Source organism: Sneathiella sp. D3-11 (genome assembly GCF_055809395.1).
In genome coordinates, this window is sequence record NZ_CM147911.1 from 3,317,114 (window position 1) to 3,338,501 (window position 21,388).

The window sequence follows — 21,388 nt, forward strand, 5'->3', positions numbered from 1 at the left end:
TTCATAATCACGTTATATTCGCGATGATGCATATTCGCAAGACAATCCAAGAATTGTCTAACCCATAATCTGAATAGAGTTTAAAGGAAAATGGTCGGGGTGAGAGGGTTTGAACCTCCGACCCCGTCGTCCCGAACGACATGCGCTGCCGGACGCGCTGTGACATTGCTGACGCGATTGCTCACCAACGCCTAATGTTAAAATGACACGAAATTACACCGCATCAATTCTGAAGCCATCTGCCTTTGGAAAGCCGGCTCTTGAACACCAGAAAATGCAAACTACAGACAATTATCCAGCTTAGCAGCATTGTGACGAGGGTATGAGAAAGAAAATGGCGGCCATTGAGCATCTGATAGCCGCCCATGACCCATCCGGCAGTCATCGCTGCAGCAATGACCATAATCATCCGTTTCCTCGTTCGAGCCAAGGGTACGAAAAGGAGAAGTGCGAAGCCGGCGGAGGCGTGACCTGCGGGAAAACACTTGCCGCTATCGCTCAAATCTCCCCTTTCAAACGGCTGTAGATGTGGTTTTGTTCCACCATATTCCGTTAGCTGATAGGGGCAATATACGTCGGTAATCTTTTTCCCGATGCCTACGGTTAGCGGGACGAGAATGGCGCACAGGATAATGAAAAGATATTTGCGCTTGCGAAACCTTGCAAAAGGTCTGAGGACAAAGGAGAGCATGAACAATATGCAGAGGCCGCCCCCATAGGTGATTAATAGCCATCTTGGGAGATTATAAAAGAAAAACCGTGGAACCGGTTGATTTGCATCGATAATCCAAGCAGCGCCGTCAAAAAAATGATTTGAAATATGAAAATCAAGCCGAGCGACGTCAAAAACAATGACCACAAGGATGAGGAGGATGGCTGAAATCGACAGCTGATATCCGGTATTAAGGCCAAGGCCTGATTCTTGCGTTCCATTTTCCATTATAACGAACTCTCATGATCAACGAGGATGTTCATAGAGAACTGAGTAGGGCGGCTGTATAAAATAGTGAGCTTGGCATTTGATTGATAGAGGCCAATACAGAACGAGCATTTTTCGCAGAATATGTTCCGGAACATTTTGATTATGAAAAAGATGGGCCGGAATCGCATCAAAATCTGTTGGAGAATGTATGGCAAATCACATCCAAGCCGCCCTTTAATTTTGGTCGGGGTGAGAGGATTCGAACCTCCGACCCCGTCGTCCCGAACGACGTGCGCTACCAGGCTGCGCCACACCCCGACCGTGCCGGCCCGTGGTAAAATGGGCTCGGCGAGAGCAGAAGCGTTATAATCAGGTTTGGGCGGGTTCTGCAAGGGCGAAATGATGCCGCCGCCCAAAATCTTTTAAAAACTAGAACGCCCGTTCGATGGAGAAATCAACGGCCTCCAACAAGGCTTCCTTGGTCTCGCTCTCCTCAAAGATACCGAGGGCGTCTTTCGCCATCGCGCCGTAGTGGCGCGCGCGCTCGATGGTGTCCTCAAGCGCGGAATGCTTCTTGATGATTTCGAGTGCCTGCTCCAGATCGCCGTCCTGCTGGTCGCCATCCTCGACAACCCGTTTCCAGAAAGCCCGTTCCTCCGCATTGCCACGGCGGAAGGAAAGAAGGATGGGCAGGGTGACTTTACCTTCACGGAAATCATCACCAATGGCCTTGCCAAGTGCTTGCTGCTCGGCGGAGTAATCAAGCGCGTCATCGACAAGCTGGAAGGCAATGCCGAGATTGCGGCCATAGCTTTCAAGCGCCTGCGCCTCTGCTTTCGGGCGATCCGCCACGACGGCGCCGACCTCGCAGGCAGCGGCAAAGAGCGCGGCAGTTTTGGAGGCAATCACCTGTAGATAACTGTCTTCGGTGGTGTTGGTATCGCCGACATTCATGAGCTGCATCACTTCGCCCTCCGCGATCACGGCGGAGGCGTTGGAGAGGATCGCGAGTACCTCAAGCGAGCCATCCTCGACCATCAGCTGGAAGGAGCGGCTGAAGAGAAAATCGCCGACGAGCACGCTCGCCTGATTGCCCCAGAGGACATTGGCGGTTTCGTTCCCGCGCCTCAAATCACTTTCGTCCACCACATCGTCATGCAGCAAAGTGGCGGTATGGATAAACTCGACACAGGCCGCGAGCTTCTTCGCGCGGTCGCCCTGGTAGCCGCAGAGCTTGGCCGCGCCGAGGGTGAGAACCGGGCGCAATCGCTTGCCGCCCGCCGCGATCAGATGCTTCGCTAGCGTCGGGATCAGCTCCACCTCGCTATGCATCCGTTCCAGGATGATCTCGTTAGTATCGGCCAGATCCGCCTCGACAATGTCGAGCAGGCGTTTCAGGGTCGCTTTTGCGGGCTGTTCTTTTCTGTCGTCCAAGTTTACGATAATGGCCAAAGCTGCCTCGTTCAAAGGGTCGCGGGATCGTTTAAATTATTCGGCAGAGCATAGCTTAAGATGACAGCGGGTCAAGTGATGGCGGTCATATCCGGGCCGCGAGTTAGGGGAATTTTGTGAAAGAACTCATAAGGTGTAATGATCCGGTACTGATCTCCTATATTGTTGCCGTCCTGAAGGACGAACAGATTGAGGCAATTGTGCTGGATGAACACACCTCGATACTGGAAGGGAGTATCGGTGCCATCCAGCGGCGGATCATGGTGACGGAGGATGATCACGCCGCGGCGCAGCAAATTCTCGTGGATATCGGTGAGGCGGAGGCAAAGAGCTGAACATGGGACTGGAGCGCGGAAATATCTCCGTTGAGGGGGCGGCCGAATACACGGAAGACCGGTTTCTTGGTAACGCGTTGAGTATCACACAGCCGAGGGAAGGATTTCGCGCCGGATCGGATGCGGTACTGCTCGGCGCGGCGGTTGAGGCAAAAGCAGGGGAGAGCTTGCTGGATGTCGGCTGTGGCGTTGGCACGGCGGGCTTCTGCGCACTTCATCGCCTGCCGGAGTGTCACCTTTGGGGGATCGAGTTACAGGCGGAGCTTGCTGCGCTTGCCCGGCTGAACATAGAAAAGAACGGCTTCGAGGATAAAACATCCGTTATCGAGGCCGATATCGGCAACCGGAGTTCTTTCGCCGGGGTGACGGGCCCGGGCGGCAAACCGTTTCTGGAGGCAGGGTTCGATCATATTCTCACCAATCCACCGTTCTATGGTAAGGGACGGGCACGCAGCGCCAAGACAGAAAACAAAACCCTTGCGCATATCGAAGGGAGCGTGGCCCTCCCTGAGTGGCTGCAATTTTGTGTCGCGCGGGCGAAATCGAAAGGAACCGTAACGGTTATTCACCGGGCTGATCGGCTCGGCGATATTCTGGCTGTTCTTCAGAAAGGATGCGGACGGCTGAAAGTTGTGCCTCTCTGGCCGGAGGCGGGACAATCGGCGAAACGGGTGATCGTGCAAGGGATCAAGGGGGACAAGAGCCCGCTGGAACTGACACGAGGGCTGATACTGCATGAAAAGGACGGAACACCGACAGCAGCCGCCACCGCCATCGCCCGCGAAGGCGCGGCGCTCAAATCCATGTTATCATGAAAAGACTTGTACAGAGCGGTTAAATCCTTACCTTTACGGCCATGAATATAGTCAATCTTCTCAAGAAAACACCGCTCAAGCGGTTTTTCGATAAAGCGCCTCAAGTGGCTGTTTTGCCGCTTTATGGTGTGATCGCGCCCGGCGGCAACAAGCTGCGCGGCGAACATCTCAATCTAGCCGGTCTTGCGGACCAGATAGAGGCGGCATTCGACACCAAGCGGTTAAGCGCCGTAGTGCTCGCCATCAACTCGCCGGGAGGATCACCGGTGCAGTCCTCGCTCATTTTTGACCGAATTCGTCAGTTGGCGGACGAGAAGGGCGTACCGGTATATGCTTTTGCCGAAGATGTGATGGCATCGGGTGGTTACTGGCTCGGTCTTTGTGCGGATGAGATTTATATCAACAAGAATTCAGTGGTCGGCTCCATTGGGGTGGTCTCGGCGGGCTTCGGCTTTCCGGCGTTGCTGGAGAAAGTCGGCGTGGATCGGCGGCTTTATTCGGCGGGGGAGAACAAGATCAAGCTTGATCCCTTCAGCCCTGAGAAGGAAGACGATATTCTCTGGCTCAAGAAAATCCAGGGCGATATCCATAACAATTTCAAGGAGCTGGTGAAAACCCGGCGCGGCGAACGGCTTAAAAAACGCAAAGACAAGGAGTTGTTCTCCGGTGATGTCTGGATCGGGGAAAAGGCAGTGGAACTCGGCCTTGTCGATGGCATCGCTGATCTGCGATCCTTCTGTCGCGAAAAGTTTGGCGAAAAAGTTCGCTTTAACCTTGTTGAGGGACGACAGGGCTTCCTTGCCAAGAAGCTTGGCCTCGCGCAGCAGCAGGCTATCGGCGCCGATGCGGTCGATGCTCTGATCACCGCTGTTCGCAACCAGTCCCTCTGGGGACGGTTCGGTTTATGATTCGCAAGTCTCGGAAAGAGTAGGGCAGACGGATGTTTTCACCGGTTAAAATCATTCTGATCGTTTTGGTGCTGATCGGTGTCTTTTTTGCCCATCGCTTTTATCGTAGTACGATTGCCCCAACTCTCGATAAATCAAGGAAGAACCGGGAATTCAAGGGCCAGTCGTCCGATAAAATGCTCGATCTGGAGGAATGCCCGCGCTGCGGTGCATTCGTCGCGGACCTTGGCGATCACAGTTGCAAGGATAAATAGAGCAAAGCGGGCTGTGGCCGGTTGACCCGCTCGTTGCGGGGCTTTATGTTGCACCGCAAATTCTCTCTTAGCAGTGTGGTCTGTAATTATGGCGGGTAATCTGGCCTCCGCGCCGTCCAATTCCTTTCAGGATCTGATCCTGACCCTACAACATTTCTGGTCATCGAAGGGCTGCGTTATCTTGCAGCCCTATGACATGGAAGTGGGTGCCGGAACGTTTCATCCGGCGACGACCCTGCGCGCACTCGGCCCGGAGCCGTGGAAAGCCGCCTATGTGCAGCCCTCGCGCCGCCCGACCGACGGCCGCTATGGCGAGAACCCCAACCGCACCCAACATTACTACCAGTTCCAGGTTCTCCTGAAACCGTCCCCGGATAACATTCAGGAACTCTATCTCGAAAGCATCTATGCCCTCGGGATTGACCCTAAGAACCATGATATTCGCTTTGTCGAAGATGATTGGGAAAGCCCGACCCTGGGCGCCTGGGGCCTCGGCTGGGAAGTCTGGTGCGACGGGATGGAGGTCAGCCAGTTCACCTTCTTCCAGCAGGTCGGCGGCTATGAATGCAGCCCGGTCTCCGGCGAACTGACCTACGGGCTTGAACGTCTTGCCATGTATGTGCAGGGCGTCGATCGCATGTTCGACCTGAAATGGAACAGCGAAGGCGTCACCTATGGCGATGTCTTTCTGCAGAACGAGAAGGAATTCTCCGCCTATAATTTTGAGCATTCCAATGTGGATATCCTGCTCCGTCATTTTGAGGATGCGGAAGTCCAGTGCCAGGAGATTTTGGCCGAGGGGCTTGCGCTGCCGGCCTATGACCAATGCATGAAGGCGAGCCATCTTTTCAACCTTCTCGATGCGCGCGGCGTCATCAGCGTGACTGAGCGCGCCGCCTATATCGGGCGGGTGAGGGCGCTGGCCAAGGGCTGTGCGACGGCGTGGCTCAAGGGCCGCGGACATCTGGCGGAGGAGGCATAAATGGCGGAATTGTTGCTGGAGCTTTTCTCCGAGGAAATCCCTGCGCGCATGCAGAACAAGGCGGCGGACGATCTGGTTCGCTTGGTGAGTGCTGGGCTGAAAGACGCCGGACTCGCATTCGAAAGCGCTCGCGGATTTGCGACGGCGCGGCGCCTTGCGCTTGTTATTGACGGCTTGCCAGTGGCGCAAGAGGATACGTCGGAGGAACGGCGTGGCCCCCGCGTCGGTGCGCCGGACAAGGCGGTGGAAGGTTTCCTTAAATCCGCCGGGCTTTCCCGCGATCAACTGGAGGAACGCGAGACGGAGAAGGGCAGCTTTTACTATGCTGTAATCGAATCCAAGGGCCGCTCGACGATTGAGGTGCTGCCCGCGCTCCTGAATGCGGCGATCTCCGCCGTGCCCTGGCCGAAGCCGATGAAATGGGGCAGCTACACCGCCCGCTGGGTGCGTCCGCTCCACAATATTCTCTGCCTGTTTGACGGCAAGACGGTCCCTTTGAGCTGGGAGCATCTGACGGCCAATGACCAGACCTTCGGTCATCGCTTTATGGCACCGGCGGCAATTTCTGTGAAGGATTTTACCGATTATCGGGCGCGGCTTAAAACCGCCTATGTTGTGCTGGATGCCGCAGAGCGCGCGAAGATTATCGCGGCGGATGCGACGCGGCTGGCTGTGGATGAGGGGTTGACCCTTATTGATGATCCGGCGTTGCTCACGGAAGTTGCGGGCCTCGTCGAATGGCCGGAAAGCCTGATCGGCTCGATCGATACCAGCTTCCTTGAAGTGCCTCAGGAGGCGTTGATTTCTGCTATGCGCAGTCATCAGAAGTATTTCTCTCTTGCCGGGCCGGATGGCAAAATGGCCCCGCGCTTTATCGTGGTGGCGAATTTGCGTGCGGAAGATGGCGGCAAGCTGATCACCGCAGGGAACGAGCGGGTCCTGAGTGCGCGCCTGTCGGACGCGAAATTCTTTTGGGACAAGGATCGCGAAAAAAACCTTGAGGCCCGCGTACCCGATCTCGACAAGATCATTTTTCATGCGAAGCTCGGCACGGTGCGGGATAAAGTTGAACGGATCATTAAGCTGACCGCAGAGATTGCGCCCTATGTGCCGAACTCTGATGCCGATATGGCAGCACGGGCGGCCTTGCTTGCGAAAGCTGATCTCAGCACCGAAATGGTGGGTGAGTTTGCCGATTTGCAGGGGTTGATGGGCCGGTATTATGCGGCACATGACGGGGAGAATGAGGCCGTCGCGACAGCCATTCAGGAGCATTACTCCCCGCTCGGTCCGAACGATACATGCCCGTCCGAACCGACAAGCGTTATCGTTGCGCTCGCGGACAAGATAGATACCCTTACCGGCTTCTTCGCTATAGATGAAAAACCAACTGGATCTAAAGACCCATATGCGCTTCGCCGCGCAGCTCTGGGCGTGATCCGTTTGGTGCTGGAAAACAACCTGCGCCTGCCACTCTTGGAGATTTTCGAGAAATCAGGGGCGCTGCAATCAATACAGGAAACACTCAACGCGGATGAGCTACTCGCCTTTTTTGCCGACCGGTTGAAGGTGCATCTGAAAGAGCAGAATATCCGCCATGACTATATCAGCGCCGCCTTCGGTGAGGGGGGAAGACGATCTCGTCCGGCTGATGGCGCGGGTTGAGGCACTCTCAACCTTCCTCGGCTCCGATGATGGGGCGAATTTGTTGATTGCCTATCGCCGTGCGGCCAATATCCTCCGGATTGAGGAGAAGAAGGACGGAACCTCCTATGACCAGCCGGTTGATGAAAGCCTGCTGGAAGACGGGGCGGAGAAGGCCCTGCATGAACGTATGCATGAAGTTTCTAACCTCGTTTCGGGAGCGATTTCTCATGATGAGTTTGAAGCGGCGGGAACAGCGGCGGCGGCGTTGCGCAAACCCGTCGATGCTTTCTTCGACAAGGTTACTGTGAATGCCGAGGATGCCGCGCTCCGGGCGAACCGGCTACGGCTTCTCTCCACCATCCGTAACCTGTTGGATCAGTTTGCGGATTTATCGAAAATAGAAGGCTAATTTTTACTTTTTACGCGTATGAGCATCTGTATGACTCTAAAAAGTGAGTGAATTTAACATCAGAAGGGCGATATCGAGATGACGAAGTGGGTATATTCTTTTGGCGATGGCAAGGCGGATGGCACAGCGGAGATGCGTAATCTGCTGGGCGGTAAGGGTGCGAACCTGGCGGAGATGAGCAATCTTGGCCTTCCGGTACCGTCGGGCTTTACCATCACGACGGAAGTCTGTACGGCCTTTCTGGAAAATAATGAGATCTATCCCGATACACTTGCCGGACAGGTTGATGCGGCGATTGCCGAGATTGAAGATTCCGTCGGCGGCGGCTTTGGTAATGCGGAAAAACCGTTGCTGGTGTCGGTACGCTCCGGTGCGCGGGCGTCGATGCCGGGTATGATGGATACGGTCCTTAATCTCGGACTTAATGATGAGACTGTGAAGGGGCTGGAGGCACAAAGTGGCGACAAGCGCTTTGCCTATGACAGCTACCGCCGCTTTATCCAGATGTATTCCGATGTCGTGCTCGGCGTGGATCACTATCATTTTGAAGAACTTCTCGAAGTTCTGAAAGAAGAAAACGGCTTTCATCTTGATACCGATCTCGCGGCGGATGACTGGGAAAAGCTCGTCGGGCAATATAAACAGAAAGTTGAAGAAGAACTCGGCCGACCATTCCCACAGGATGTACAGGATCAGCTCTGGGGTGCCATTGGCGCCGTGTTCAGTTCCTGGACGAACCAGCGTGCGATCACCTATCGCCGCCTTCATGATATCCCGGCAAGCTGGGGCACGGCCGTCAATGTACAGGCAATGGTTTTCGGTAATATGGGGGATGACAGTGCGACCGGCGTCGCCTTCACTCGCGATCCATCTACGGGTCAGAAGATCTTCTACGGTGAATTCCTCGTGAATGCGCAGGGCGAGGATGTGGTTGCGGGTATCCGCACACCGCAGAACCTGACCAAGCAATCGCGTCTTGATGCGGGCTCTGAGGCCCCATCTATGGAGGAGGTCTTCCCCGAAGTTTTTGCCCAGCTTGTTGAGGTCTATAAAAAGCTCGAAGCGCATTATCACGACATGCAGGATATCGAGTTTACCGTCCAGCAGGGCAAACTCTGGATGCTGCAAACCCGGTCTGGCAAACGCACGGCGAAAGCGGCGCTTAAAATTGCCATCGACATGGTGAACGAAGGGCTTATCGACAAGAATGAGGCAATCAAACGCATTGATCCGGCCTCTCTCGATCAACTCCTGCATCCGACGCTCGACCCGGCTGCGGAACGCAATGTCATTGCACGTGGCTTGCCGGCGAGCCCCGGGGCCGCCTCTGGGCAGATCGTCTTCAACAGTGATGAAGCGGAAGCTCTCGCGGGCGAAGGAAAATCCGTCATTCTGGTTCGTATTGAAACAAGTCCCGAAGATATTCACGGCATGCATGCGGCGAAAGGCATTCTCACAAGCCGTGGCGGCATGACCAGCCATGCGGCGGTTGTTGCGCGCGGCATGGGCCGGGCCTGCGTCTCAGGTGCGGGATCGCTCAATATCGATTACAAGAACGAGACACTGAGTGTGCTCGGCGAAACCTATAAAAAGGGCGATATCGTGACCATTGACGGTGGCAGCGGCGAGGTGATGCTAGGCTCGGTCGATATGATTATGCCGGAACTGTCCGGGGAGTTTGGTGAGCTGATGTCCTGGGCCGATGAAATCCGCCGCATGAAAGTGCGCGCCAATGCGGAAACGCCGCTCGATGCGGAAACCGCGCGGAAATTTGGTGCGGAAGGTGTCGGCCTATGCCGGACAGAACATATGTTCTTCGATGCGGAGCGGATTGTCTCCGTTCGTCAGATGATCCTGTCTGAAACAATAGAGGAACGGCGGGACGCGCTGGCCAAGCTGCTCCCTTATCAGCGCGGTGACTTTATCGAGCTGTTCCGCATCATGGCGGGGTTGCCGGTGACCATCCGGCTTCTCGATCCGCCGCTCCATGAATTCCTGCCCAAAACGGATGAGGAAATCGACGATCTGGCCAAAGCACTTGGTGCGGAACCAGCGAAATTGCGTCACCGGGCGTTACAGCTTCATGAGTTTAACCCGATGCTCGGCCATCGTGGTTGCCGCCTCGGTATTTCTTTTCCGGAAATATACGAGATGCAGGCCCGCGCGATCCTTGAGGCCGCCGCGGAGGTTAGCAAGGAACTTGGCGCGACTGTGATTCCCGAGATCATGATTCCGCTGGTCGCTACAGAACGCGAGTTGGAAATCCTGAAAGACAAGATTAAGGCTGTTGCCGACGCGATCCATGACGAGACCGGCAAGGAGATTGAATATCTCATCGGCACGATGATCGAGCTGCCACGCGCCGCACTCCGGGCGGGGGATATCGCGAAAGAGGCTGAGTTCTTCTCCTTTGGGACGAATGACCTCACCCAAACGACCTATGGCATCAGCCGGGACGATAGTGGCTCCTTCCTGGAAGATTATGTGAACCAGGGGATCTATGAAACCGACCCCTTTGTTTCCCTCGATCAGGAAGGCGTTGGCGAACTGGTGCAGATTGCTGTCGATCGTGGCCGCGAGACGCGTGCCGATATCAAACTCGGCATATGCGGTGAACATGGCGGCGATCCGGCCAGTATCGATTTCTGCGAGCGGGTTGGCCTCGATTATGTCTCCTGCTCTCCTTACCGTGTGCCGATCGCACGCCTTGCGGCGGCTCAGGCTGCGCTGGGATTACTGCGGGTCTCAGAAGCCTGATCAGATTGGAGTTTTAATCAAAAGAAAAGCCCGGAGCGATCCGGGCTTTTTTATTATTCGATGACGATCTTGGGGCCAGATGAAGAGCTGAGGCTTTCCTCGATTTTCGCTTGAACCTTCGCCGCCAGATCGCGGTAAATCTTCGCGTGTGGGCTGTCCGGTTCCGTTGCTGTGATTGGTGTGCCCGCATCGGAGGTCTTGCGGATATCCATATGCAGTGGCACTTCACCCAGGAAGTCGACGCCGAGTTCGTTCGCAGTTTCATGAGCTCCGCCATGTCCGAAGATGTCAGACCGCTCCCCGCAGGACGGGCAGAGGAAATAGCTCATATTCTCGATAATGCCGAACACAGGCACGTCGACTTTTCGAAACATATTCAATCCCTTACGGGCATCAATTAATGCTATATCTTGTGGTGTCGAGACGATTACAGCGCCGGCGAGTGGTACGCGCTGGGCCAACGTCAATTGCGCATCGCCGGTGCCGGGGGGCATATCGACGACAAGCACGTCCAATTCTCCCCAATCCACATCGAATACCATCTGTTGCAGTGCGCTCATGATCATGGGACCGCGCCAGATCATCGGCGTGTCCTCCTCTACAAGGAAGCCCATGGACATGACCTTCAGGCCCCATTTTTCCATCGGGATGAGCTTTTTGCCATCTTTTGAGTCTGGTTTGCCTTTCAGGCCGAGCATCCGCGGGAGGGAAGGGCCGTAAACATCGGCATCGAGCATCCCGACTTTTAGGCCGAGCGCGGAAAGCCCAAGTGCAAGATTAACGGCGCAGGTGGATTTACCTACGCCACCTTTACCAGAGGCGACGGCAACGATGGCGGCAACGCCCGGTACTTCCGGCTTTTGCGCAGGTTGTTGCGGCGCCTGTTTTTGCTGGGGTTGGCGGGGCGGGGCCGAAGGCGCAGCTTCCGGCGCAGCCTGTTCCGCCGTCAATACAACACTTGCCGATTTGACACCGGGTAGATTGAAGACCGCATCTTCACATTTCTTGCGAAGGAGTTCCATCTCACCCGCGTCTTTCGGGTTGATTTCAAGCGCGAAACCGACATTGCCTTCCTTGATCACCAGGCCGGCAATCAGGCCAAGTGCGACCACGCTTTTGCCTGACTTTTCGTCGATAACCTGATCGAGGCAATTGAGGATGGTTTGCTCATTTATTGCTGACATGCTTGAAAACTCCGCTTCGGACACAAAATGGTAGGCATAGACTAAAAATCTGCACGAATGCGGATTGAGAGAAATAAAGCGTTCTCGACCCGTGTTCCGTTGCAGAATGTTGCAGGGTGTCATATAACGCGACTACGTAAAGTTAGCAAACGCGCAAAATCAGCGCAGAAATGAAGGAGAGGCGACCATATGCCTTGGAACAATCAGGGTGGTAATGACGGAGGCTGGCAAGGCGGCGGTGGCAATCGCGGACCTTGGGGGTCAGGACCGAGCGGTCAACAACCCCCTAATCTCGAAGATATTATCAAGAAGGGCCAGGACCGGCTAAAAGATATCATTCCCGGCGGTGGTGGCGGCAAGATCGGCATCATCATTTTGTTGTTGGTTATCCTTTGTGCATGGCTGATCAGCGGCTTTTACAAGGTTGAGACCACGGAGCAGGGCGTTGTGCTTCGCTTTGGCAAATGGTCTGAAACAACCCAGCCCGGCCTGAACTATCATCTGCCTTATCCGATTGAGACGGTGCTGACGCCTGAAGTGACGAAGGTCAACAGTGTTGAGATCGGCTTCCGTCCGACACGCGGTGGCGGTTCAACTCCGGTTGAGGCGGAAAGCCTGATGCTCACCGGTGATGAGAATATCGTCGATGTCGGCTTTACCGTGCTTTGGCGGATCAGCGATGCAGGCAAGTTTCTCTTTAACGTCGATCAGCCGGAACTCACTATCAAAGCGGTGGGTGAAAGCGCAATGCGTGAGGTGATTGGCCGAACAGAACTGACGGCGGCCATTACGGAAGGTCGGTTACTGGTTGAGACAGAAGTGTTGAAACGGCTTCAGGAAGTGCTCGATGAGTATGGCGCCGGTGTCACGATCCTTCAGGTACAGCTTAAAAATGCGGAACCGCCGAGCCAGGTGATTGCCGCGTTCCGCGATGTGCAGGCCGCTGAGGCCGACAAGGAACGGGCGCAGAACGAGGCGCTAGCCTATGCCAACGACATCATTCCCCGGGCCCGTGGTCAGGCGGAAATGATCCGTCAGGAAGCAGAAGGCTATAAGCAGCGCGTGATTGCTGAAGCTGAAGGTGAAGCCGCGCGCTTTATCTCCATCTATAACGAATATGCCAAGGCGCCTTATGTGACGCGCCAGCGTATCTATCTTGAGACGCTGCAGGAAGTGTTCACGGGTAAGCAGAAAATGATCATTGATATTGGCAAGGACGGAGCGCAAGGCGTTGTTCCCTACCTGCCGCTCAATGAACTGCAGAAAGGGGCGACCAAGAAATGAATAAAACATTCCTGACAGTTATCGCCATTTTGCTGGTGGCAATTGGTGTTGTTGCTTCAAGTGCACTTTTCACAGTTTATCAGACAGAGCAGGCGATCGTCATGCAGTTCGGTAAACCGCAAAAGGTTATTCAGGAACCCGGCCTGAACTTCAAGGTGCCCTTCGTGCAAGACGTGGTTTTTGTAGATAAGCGTGTGCTATCCATCAGCACACAGCGTGAAGAAGTTGTGACACGGGATCAGAAGCGCTTGATGGTGGATAGTTTTGCCCGATTCCGTATCGCTAACCCGCTGCAGTATTACCAGTCCTATGGTAATATCCAGATCGCTTATACGCGACTGGAAACCATCCTGAACTCACAGCTCCGGCAGAATCTTGGTCGCCAGTCTCTGAACAATATTGTTTCGGGCGAGCGGTCCAACCTGATGAACCAGATCCGGGAACAGGTAAACAAGGAAGCCAAGGCATCCGGCATTGATGTGATTGACGTGCGTATCGTCCGCGCTGACCTGCCGAAAGAAAACAGTGAGAAGGTTTTTGACCGTATGCGGTCCCAGCGTGAGCAGGAAGCCAAGGAAATCCGGGCAACGGGTGCGGAAATCGCCCAACGGATCACGGCCAATGCGGATAAGGAACGCACGGTCCTGATTGCCAATGCCCGGAAGGATTCAGAAATCCTGCGCGGTGAGGGCGACGGCGAGAAAAACCGTATCTTCGCCGACGCGTTCGGTAAGGACGAGGATTTCTTCGCCTTCTACCGCTCCATGCAGGCCTATCGCGGGTCGATGTCGGACTCGGACACAACCATGGTGCTGTCGCCGACATCGCAGTTTTTCAAATATTTCGATCGACAGAGTGTCACCTCTGAAGAAGACAAATAGGTAACAGTTTTAAAACGGCCCGTATCAGATTGCGGGCCGTTTTTTACAAGAGGCGGGACGCGTGGTAACGGATATTATGCTGGCGGCGGCGTTGGTGCTGTTTTTTGAAGGTGCGCTCTATGCCCTGTTTCCCGACGGCATGAAGCGGATGATGGCGTCGGCGCTGACGATGCCAAGTCATGTTTTACGGATTGTCGGCCTGGCGGCGGCCATTCTCGGTGTTATTTTTGTCTGGCTTATACGAGGATAACGCAAAGTTTCACCTTGAAATTTAAAGGAATTTTGCATTTAACCAACAAAATTTCAAAAACAGGTTTCATTTGCACATTTCTGCCTTAATTGATTTCTAGGTACATACAGCGCAATGCATCGGAGATATAAAAACCGGTGGATGAAACAAGAGGGGAATATATTGTCAGTTGATCCTCTGCTCGCGATCTTTGGACCCCGGCAGAAGAATCGAATTATAGAAGGAAGATAGTCTTGTATAACCGATACTCAGCACTGCCAAAATCGGCGGAGATTGTTGCTCGGCCTGTCGCGAAACCGGCGCCGAACGCATATAAAATGGGCGCGATCGCCATTTCAACATTGACAGTTTTCACCCTGATGATGGTGTTTGCTGTGGGCGCGAAGGCGCGGGGTGCCCCGGACAGCTTTGCGGATCTTGTGGAAAAACTGTCGCCAGCAGTTGTCAATATTTCGACAACACAGACTGTGAAGGGGCCGAGCGGTGGGTTCCCGAAACTACCCGACGGCCATCCGTTTGAAGATTTCTTCAAGGAATTCGGCAATAAGGACAAAAACGGGGAGCAGCGTGAACGCAAAGCCACCTCTCTCGGTTCCGGCTTCGTGATTGATGCGGGCGATGGCTATGTCATCACCAACAATCATGTGATTGACGGCGCGGATGAAATCAAAGTTATTTTCCAGGATGGCGAGAAAGTGTCGGCGACCCTCGTGGGGACGGATCCGAAAACCGATATCGCGGTTCTGAAAATCGATCCTAAAGATCATCCGCTTGTGGATGTCGGCTGGGGCGACAGTGATAAGTCCCGTGTTGGCGATTGGGTGCTGGCAATCGGCAATCCCTATGGTCTTGGTGGTACAGTGACCGCCGGTATCGTCTCGGCGCGCGGCCGTGATATCCGCTCTGGTCCCTATGATGACTATATCCAGACTGACGCCTCCATCAACAAGGGTAACTCCGGTGGTCCCCTGTTCAACATGGACGGCGAAGTCATTGGCATCAACACCGCGATTTTCTCTCAGTCCGGCGGCAGTATTGGAATCGGCTTTGCCGTTCCCTCTGAACTTGCAGTACCGGTTGTTGAGCAGTTGATCGAGTTTGGCAAGACCAGTCGCGGTTGGCTCGGTGTTGTGATCCAGCCGGTGACAGAGGAAATTGCCGAAGGGCTTGATCTTTCCGATACGGATGGCGTTCTGGTTGCGGGCGTTCCGGAAGACGGTCCGGCGTTCAAGGCCGGTGTCAAGGCGGGCGATGTTATCCTGAAGTTCAATGGCGAAGAGGTCAGCGAACCACGTGAACTGTCCCGTCTGGTGGCGGAATCCAAGGTGGGCTCCAAAGTCTCCGTAGAACTGTGGCGCGGTGGCAAGACCGAGACATTGGATGTGACGCTGGGCGAGCTTGAAAAAGCGGAGACTGCCATGGCGAGCGCGTCTCCAACTCAGGGCAGCAGCGATAAGATTGACCTGCTGGGCATGGAGTTGGCGGCGATTGATGATGCCGCGCGTGAGCAGTTCAATATCAGCCCGGATTTAAACGGCGTCTTGGTAACGGATGTTGATCCGGACTCTGAAGCCGCTGAAAAGGGCATTCGTGCCGGGGATGTGGTTGCTGAAGCGCAGCTTGAGCCGGTCTCGAACCCTGAACAGATGAAGGAGCGGATTGCGGAAATAAAGGCGACGGACAAGAAGTCTGTCCTGCTTCTGTTGAAGCGTGGCGATAATTCCCGCTTTATCGCCTTGAAGCTGAATAAGGAAAGCTAACCTATAGCTGATCCTGAAAAGGTGGCGCCCCTCGGACGAGGTGGCGCCATTTTTTATGCCTGGACGAATTCGCTTTGCCGGTAACCCTGATAGTAGAGGAGGGTGGTTAGGTCGCCGAAGCGGATGGTCGCATCTGCCGCCTCTGCAGCTTTCGCTTTGGCGTGATAGGCAACGCCAAGTCCCGCTGCTTCAATCATGGGGATGTCGTTCGCGCCGTCACCGATTGCCGCCGTTTCTTCTCGGCGAAGAGAATATTCATGGCGCAGGGATTCCAGCGTGTTGAGCTTGGCGGCTGAATTCAGGATCGGCTCTACCGCGACACCGGTCAGCGCGCCATTTTCGAACAAAAGCTTGTTGCTCATATCCATATGGAAACCAACAAGGTCCCGCACACGGCCGGTGAAAAAGGTAAAGCCGCCGGAGACGAGCGCAGTATAAGTGCCATTTGATCGCATGGTCTGCACCAGCGTGCGGGCTCCGGGAGTGAGGGTGACGCGTTCGTCAAAAACTTGTTGCAGGATTTCTTCGCGGAGGCCCTTCAGCATGGCCACGCGGGCCCGAAAGGCCTCGTTGAAATCCAATTCACCGTTCATCGCCTGTTCGGTAATCTCTGAGACTTCCTCCCGAAAGCCTGCGAAATCCGCAAGTTCATCGATGCATTCGACGGTGATGATTGTGCTGTCCATATCGGCAAGGAAAAGCTTTTTGCGCCGGAACTCCCTGGGTTGCAGGCAAAAATCGACGGTTTCGAGGAGTCCCGCGTTCTTCAGGCTCTCCACTGCCACGTTTCTCTCCAATTCGTCAAAGGCGATATCGACGGCGTGGTCCTCTTCCAGCCAGTCCGTCGCGGCGCAGCTGGCCCCGGCGTCGATAAGAGTTTTCCGGGCTATATCGGCGATATTGCGAATTGAACTTTGCGCTGTATGATCAGCGACAAGGGTGAGAACCGATTTCTGTGTCATAACGTGAGGCCACAATTCCTTGACGGATAAAAATGCATTGCCGATCCAGCGCCAGACGGGGACGGTCCTGTTGGCAGGGCCCACCGCCAGCGGCAAATCCGCGTTGGCCATTGCCATAGCAGAGGAATTTGATGGTGTCATCATCAATGCGGACAGTATGCAGGTTTATAGTGGCCTGCGCGTTCTGACCGCCCGCCCGAGCGTGGAAGAGGAAGCGAGTGCCCCTCATCGGCTGTATGGGGTGCTGGACCCGGCGGATTATTGCAACGCGGCGCGTTGGCGGGATATGGCACTCAAAGAGATCGAGGATGTGCAAAGCGAGGGTAAGCTACCTGTCATCGTCGGCGGAACGGGCCTTTATTTTGATATCCTGACCAAGGGCATCGCCGAGGTGCCGACTATCTCCGACGAGGTGAGGAGGCGCCTTCGTGATCTTCATAAGCGGGAAGGCAATACCGTCATCCATAAAATGCTGGCTGCGAAAGACCCGGACATGGCAGCCCGGCTTCATGAAGGAGATAGCCAGCGCATTCTCAGAGCGCTGGAGGTGCTGGAGGAAACCGGCGTGACACTGGGCGAGTGGCAGAAGAGTGCGCCGTCAGGCGATATATTGCAAGGACCGCGGGCTTGGCTCGCCCTGACGCCCGAACGGGAATGGCTTTATGATCGCTGCAATCGTCGTCTCGATTGGATGGTGGAGGAGGGCGGCGCGCTGGAAGAGGTGAAAACACTGATGGAACGCAAGCTCGATCCGGCACTTCCGGCAATGAAAGCACTTGGCGTCCCGGAACTAATTGCGGTTCTTGACGGAACACTGGAGCGGGATGCGGCGTTGGAGCGAATTAAGACGCTCACCCGGCGCTATGCGAAACGTCAAATGACATGGGTTCGGAATAAGATGTGCGAAGCAAATCGATCTTCTGCGCAAGATTTGGAAAGTTTAAAAGAGGAATTCTTTCCATTTATTCGTCGATTTTTGTTGACGGCAGGGGAATGAAGGTCTAGTTTCCCCAATCGGTGTCAAGCTTTACGGCCCGAAAGTAACGCCCGGCAATGCGCCGGGCGCTTTTTTTCTATTGATACGCAGCTAAAACAGCCAAGCAAAAGATTAGGATCAGGCAGATGGCGAACGAGGAATTGACAGGAGCAGGAATTGTTATCAAAGCGCTGAAGGATCAGGGCGTGGAGGTGATTTTCGGGTATCCTGGGGGCGCCGTGCTTCCGCTTTATGATGAAATCTTCAAGCAGAACAGCATCCGCCATATCCTTGTCCGTCAGGAAGGCGGCGCGGTTCATGCGGCGGAAGGGTATGCCCGTTCGACCGGCAAGCCCGGCGTCGTTCTGGTGACATCCGGCCCCGGCGCGACCAATGCGGTGACAGGCCTCGCCGATGCACTGATGGACAGTATTCCGATTATCTGCCTGACCGGGCAGGTGGCGACCCATATGATCGGCAATGACGCCTTTCAGGAGGCCGATACCGTGGGTATCACGCGCCCCGTCACTAAACATAATTATCTCGTGAAGGATGCGAATGATCTCGCCCGTGTGATGCATGAGGCCTTTTATGTCGCGACAAATGGCCGTCCCGGCCCGATCGTGATCGACCTGCCGAAGGATGTGCAACTCGCGCCGGGTAAATATGTGCCGCCGTCGATGGTCAAGCACAAGAGCTATCAACCGCAGATCAAAGGCGACCTGAAGGCGATTAAGGCGGCGGTCAAGCTGATTGCGAACGCCAAGCGGCCGATCTTCTATACGGGCGGTGGTGTTATCAATTCCGGCCCGAAAGCATCGAAGCTGTTGACCCAACTCGTCCGGCTGACCGGTCATCCGATCACCAATACCCTGATGGGGCTGGGTGCTTATCCGGCGTCTGATAGGCAGTTCCTCGGGATGTTGGGGATGCACGGCACTTATGAGGCGAACCACGCCATGCATGATTGCGATGTCATGGTTTGTATCGGGGCGCGTTTCGATGACCGGATCACAGGGCGTCTGGATGCCTTCTCGCCGAATTCAAAGAAAATTCATGTTGATATCGACCCGTCTTCCATCAACAAGAACATACGGGTGGATATCCCGATTGTCGGCGACGTTGCCCATGTGCTTGAAGACATGATCAAGGTCTGGAAATCGGAAGTTCATAAGCCGGAGGCGTCGACGACTAAAAAATGGTGGGCGCAGATTGAGGGATGGCGGGCAAAGGACTGCCTGAATTTCGAGCAAAAGGGCAAGGCGATCAAGCCGCAATACGCCCTGTCCCGCCTGAACGAACTGACAAAGGATATGGACCGCTATTTCACCACGGAAGTGGGGCAGCATCAGATGTGGGCGGCGCAGTATCTGCAATTTGACGAGCCGAACCGCTGGATGACTTCAGGCGGGCTTGGGACCATGGGCTATGGTCTGCCGTCGGCAATGGGTGTGCAGATTGCTCACCCGGATGCGCTGGTGGTTGATGTTGCTGGCGAAGCCTCAACCATGATGAATATTCAGGAGCTGTCGACCATCCTGCAATACCGCCTGCCGGTGAAGGTTTTTATCCTCAACAATGAATATATGGGCATGGTACGTCAGTGGCAGGAACTGCTGCATGGCGGGCGCTATTCGGAAAGCTACATGGAAAGCCTGCCTGACTTTGTGAAGCTGGCGGAGGCGTTCGGCTCCACGGGCCTGCGTTGCTCTGATCCGGATAAAGTTGATGACTGCATCAAGGAAATGATCTCTATCAAGGGACCGGTGGTTGTCGATATGATTGTCGATAAAGCCGAGAATGTTTTCCCAATGGTTCCCTCTGGCGCGGCGCATAATGAAATGCTGCTCGGCACCGAGGCGGACGACGCGGGACCGAAGGTTACATCCGATGGGCTGTCGCTGGTCTAGCGGCGGTCAAATTTCCTTCGAAAAGCTATGGATTTAACGCTAATGCTGGTTTACAAAAGACCCGCGCTTGCAAAGAGGTTGTCTGGATAATGACTGAAGATACCGAAATATTCCGCCATACCATCTCCGTTCTCGTCGATAATGAGTTCGGTGTGTTGGCGCGCGTGGTCGGCCTTTTCTCCGGTCGCGGATATAATATTGAAAGCCTGACCGTCGCCCGCGTGGACGAGGAAGAAAATCTTTCTCGGATTACCATCGTCACTACGGGAACGCTTATGGTTATTGAACAAATCAAGGCTCAATTGGGTAGGTTGGTGCCGGTGCACAAAATTGCCGATCTGACCATCGACGGCCCAAGCGTAGAACGCGAAATGGCGCTGGTGAAGGTGGTCAGCAAGGGCGAAAAACGGGTTGAGGCATTGCGCATGGCGGATATTTTCCGCGCCCGCGCAGTTGATACAACAGAGGATTCCTTTGTCTTTGAAGTCACGGGTGTTCCTGACAAGGTCAAGGCCTTTATCGGCCTGATGAAGCCGCTCGGCAAGGCGGAAGTTTGCCGGACAGGGGTTGTTGCGGTCCATCGCGGCACCGATGTCTTTTAGGGCGGTTCACCACAGAATTTGAATACAGATAGAAGTTTATAATCGAGAAGGAACGATACGATGCGCGTATACTACGACAGCGATGCCGATGTTAATCTGATCAAAGGCAAAAAAGTTGTCATCGTCGGCTATGGCAGCCAGGGCCACGCCCACGCCAATAACCTGAAAGATTCCGGTGCTGAGAATGTGGCCGTTGCGCTTCGGGCAGGATCTTCTTCCGCTGTGAAAGCAGAGGGCGCGGGCCTTAAGGTCATGACCCCGGCGGATGCCGCCAAATGGGGCGACGTGATCATGATGCTCACCCCTGACGAGCTGCAGGCGGACATCTATGAAGAAGAACTCGCGCCAAACATGAAGGACGGTGCGGCGCTTGTCTTCGCCCATGGCCTGAACGTGCATTTCAACCTGATCGTTCCGCGCTCCGACATGGATGTGTTCATGATTGCACCGAAGGGCCCCGGCCACACGGTTCGCTCTGAATATCAGCGCGGCGGCGGAGTGCCTTGCCTCGTGGCTGTTCATCAGGACGCCTCTGGTAACGCGCTTGATATTGCGCTTTCTTATGCCTCTGCTATCGGTGGCGGCCGTGCCGGTATCATCGAGACCAGTTTCAAGGAAGAATGCGAAACCGATCTCTTCGGCGAGCAGGCAGTCCTCTGTGGTGGCTTGGTTGAGCTTATCCGTGCTGGCTTTGAAACATTGGTAGAAGGTGGTTATGCCCCTGAAATGGCCTATTTCGAATGTCTGCATGAAGTGAAGCTGATTGTTGACCTGATCTATGAAGGCGGCATTGCGAACATGAATTACTCCATCTCCAACACGGCAGAATATGGAGAGTATGTCACTGGTCCGCGCATTGTGACGCCGGAAACCAAGGCGGAAATGAAGCGCGTTCTTGATGATATTCAGTCGGGCCGCTTCACCCGCGACTGGATGCTGGAGAACAAGGCACGCCAGACAAGCTTCAAGGCGATCCGCGCCCGTAACGACGCCCATGAGATTGAGGAAGTCGGCGAACGTCTGCGCGCGATGATGCCTTGGATTGCAGAAGGCCGTCTGGTCGATAAATCCAAGAACTAGCCGTTCTTAACGTCTCAA

Annotated in this window: 18 protein-coding genes, 1 tRNA gene and 1 pseudogene; 15 read left to right on the forward strand and 5 right to left on the reverse strand. The window is 54.8% G+C overall.

The features are described from left to right. Positions 1–223: 223 nt before the first annotated feature. The 3 genes from AC0L73_RS16755 to AC0L73_RS16765 form a co-directional block, all read right to left on the reverse strand. The gene (locus tag AC0L73_RS16755) at positions 224–940 is read right to left on the reverse strand and encodes a phosphatase PAP2 family protein (protein WP_227951576.1); all 717 of its coding nucleotides are present in this window, start codon (positions 938–940) and stop codon (positions 224–226) included. A gap of 223 nt (positions 941–1,163) precedes the next feature. After that, a tRNA-Pro gene (locus tag AC0L73_RS16760) sits at positions 1,164–1,240 on the reverse strand. Between the two features lie 111 nt (positions 1,241–1,351). Beyond that, positions 1,352–2,374 carry a polyprenyl synthetase family protein gene (locus AC0L73_RS16765; RefSeq protein ID WP_473654320.1) on the reverse strand — a complete coding sequence of 341 codons (1,023 nt, stop codon included), beginning with the start codon at positions 2,372–2,374 and terminating at the stop codon, positions 1,352–1,354. Between the two features lie 116 nt (positions 2,375–2,490). On the opposite strand from AC0L73_RS16765, the gene AC0L73_RS16770 reads away from it, so the two are divergent. The 7 genes and pseudogenes from AC0L73_RS16770 (at position 2,491) to ppdK (ending at position 10,481) form a co-directional block, all read left to right on the forward strand. Further along, on the forward strand, positions 2,491–2,709 hold the full coding sequence (locus tag AC0L73_RS16770; protein ID WP_227951578.1) for a putative signal transducing protein: 219 nt from the start codon (positions 2,491–2,493) through the stop codon (positions 2,707–2,709). A 2-nt stretch (positions 2,710–2,711) separates the two neighbouring features. Beyond that, a complete protein-coding gene (locus AC0L73_RS16775; protein ID WP_473654321.1) occupies positions 2,712–3,524 on the forward strand; it encodes a tRNA1(Val) (adenine(37)-N6)-methyltransferase in 813 nt (270 codons plus the stop codon). 41 nt (positions 3,525–3,565) lie between these two features. Then, positions 3,566–4,432: a S49 family peptidase gene (locus tag AC0L73_RS16780; protein ID WP_473654322.1), complete on the forward strand. Its 867-nt coding sequence runs from the start codon at positions 3,566–3,568 to the stop codon at positions 4,430–4,432. Positions 4,433–4,464: 32 nt separating this feature from the next. Further along, the gene (locus AC0L73_RS16785) at positions 4,465–4,686 is read left to right on the forward strand and encodes a hypothetical protein (RefSeq protein ID WP_227951581.1); all 222 of its coding nucleotides are present in this window, start codon (positions 4,465–4,467) and stop codon (positions 4,684–4,686) included. 88 nt (positions 4,687–4,774) lie between these two features. Then, complete coding sequence (locus tag AC0L73_RS16790; RefSeq protein WP_227951582.1) at positions 4,775–5,668, forward strand: glycine--tRNA ligase subunit alpha; 894 nt, start codon at positions 4,775–4,777, stop codon at positions 5,666–5,668. After that, positions 5,669–7,724 (forward strand): annotated as a pseudogene (gene glyS / locus AC0L73_RS16795) (glycine--tRNA ligase subunit beta). Between the two features lie 78 nt (positions 7,725–7,802). After that, positions 7,803–10,481 carry a pyruvate, phosphate dikinase gene (gene ppdK, locus AC0L73_RS16800; RefSeq protein ID WP_227951584.1) on the forward strand — a complete coding sequence of 893 codons (2,679 nt, stop codon included), beginning with the start codon at positions 7,803–7,805 and terminating at the stop codon, positions 10,479–10,481. 53 nt (positions 10,482–10,534) lie between these two features. On the opposite strand, the gene apbC is transcribed toward ppdK, so the two are convergent. Beyond that, positions 10,535–11,665, reverse strand: coding sequence for an iron-sulfur cluster carrier protein ApbC (apbC, locus tag AC0L73_RS16805; RefSeq protein ID WP_473654323.1), 1,131 nt, complete (start codon positions 11,663–11,665; stop codon positions 10,535–10,537). Between the two features lie 189 nt (positions 11,666–11,854). Between apbC and hflK the strand changes: the two genes are divergently transcribed. The 4 genes from hflK (at position 11,855) to AC0L73_RS16825 (ending at position 15,840) form a co-directional block, all read left to right on the forward strand. After that, complete coding sequence (hflK, locus tag AC0L73_RS16810; protein ID WP_227951586.1) at positions 11,855–12,949, forward strand: FtsH protease activity modulator HflK; 1,095 nt, start codon at positions 11,855–11,857, stop codon at positions 12,947–12,949. Further along, positions 12,946–13,830, forward strand: a complete 885-nt coding sequence (gene hflC, locus AC0L73_RS16815; protein WP_227951587.1) for a protease modulator HflC — start codon at positions 12,946–12,948, stop codon at positions 13,828–13,830. The genes hflK and hflC overlap by 4 nt, the downstream gene beginning before the upstream one ends. Positions 13,831–13,891: 61 nt before the next feature. Next, positions 13,892–14,080 (forward strand): DUF2065 domain-containing protein, encoded by a 189-nt coding sequence (locus AC0L73_RS16820; RefSeq protein ID WP_227951588.1) that lies wholly within the window; start codon positions 13,892–13,894, stop codon positions 14,078–14,080. 317 nt (positions 14,081–14,397) lie between these two features. After that, entirely contained in the window at positions 14,398–15,840 is a 1,443-nt protein-coding gene (locus tag AC0L73_RS16825) for a DegQ family serine endoprotease (protein ID WP_473655462.1), read from the forward strand. Between the two features lie 53 nt (positions 15,841–15,893). Here AC0L73_RS16825 and serB read toward each other — a convergent pair whose 3' ends face one another. Next, positions 15,894–16,802: a phosphoserine phosphatase SerB gene (gene serB, locus AC0L73_RS16830; protein ID WP_473654324.1), complete on the reverse strand. Its 909-nt coding sequence runs from the start codon at positions 16,800–16,802 to the stop codon at positions 15,894–15,896. A gap of 19 nt (positions 16,803–16,821) precedes the next feature. On the opposite strand from serB, the gene miaA reads away from it, so the two are divergent. The 4 genes from miaA (at position 16,822) to ilvC (ending at position 21,370) form a co-directional block, all read left to right on the forward strand. Next, the gene (gene miaA / locus AC0L73_RS16835) at positions 16,822–17,799 is read left to right on the forward strand and encodes a tRNA (adenosine(37)-N6)-dimethylallyltransferase MiaA (protein ID WP_473654325.1); all 978 of its coding nucleotides are present in this window, start codon (positions 16,822–16,824) and stop codon (positions 17,797–17,799) included. Positions 17,800–17,924: 125 nt separating this feature from the next. Next, entirely contained in the window at positions 17,925–19,688 is a 1,764-nt protein-coding gene (locus AC0L73_RS16840) for an acetolactate synthase 3 large subunit (protein WP_473654326.1), read from the forward strand. A gap of 89 nt (positions 19,689–19,777) precedes the next feature. Further along, a complete protein-coding gene (gene ilvN / locus AC0L73_RS16845; protein WP_227951593.1) occupies positions 19,778–20,290 on the forward strand; it encodes an acetolactate synthase small subunit in 513 nt (170 codons plus the stop codon). A 60-nt stretch (positions 20,291–20,350) separates the two neighbouring features. Next, positions 20,351–21,370: a ketol-acid reductoisomerase gene (gene ilvC / locus AC0L73_RS16850; RefSeq protein ID WP_227951594.1), complete on the forward strand. Its 1,020-nt coding sequence runs from the start codon at positions 20,351–20,353 to the stop codon at positions 21,368–21,370. Positions 21,371–21,388 lie beyond the last annotated feature (18 nt).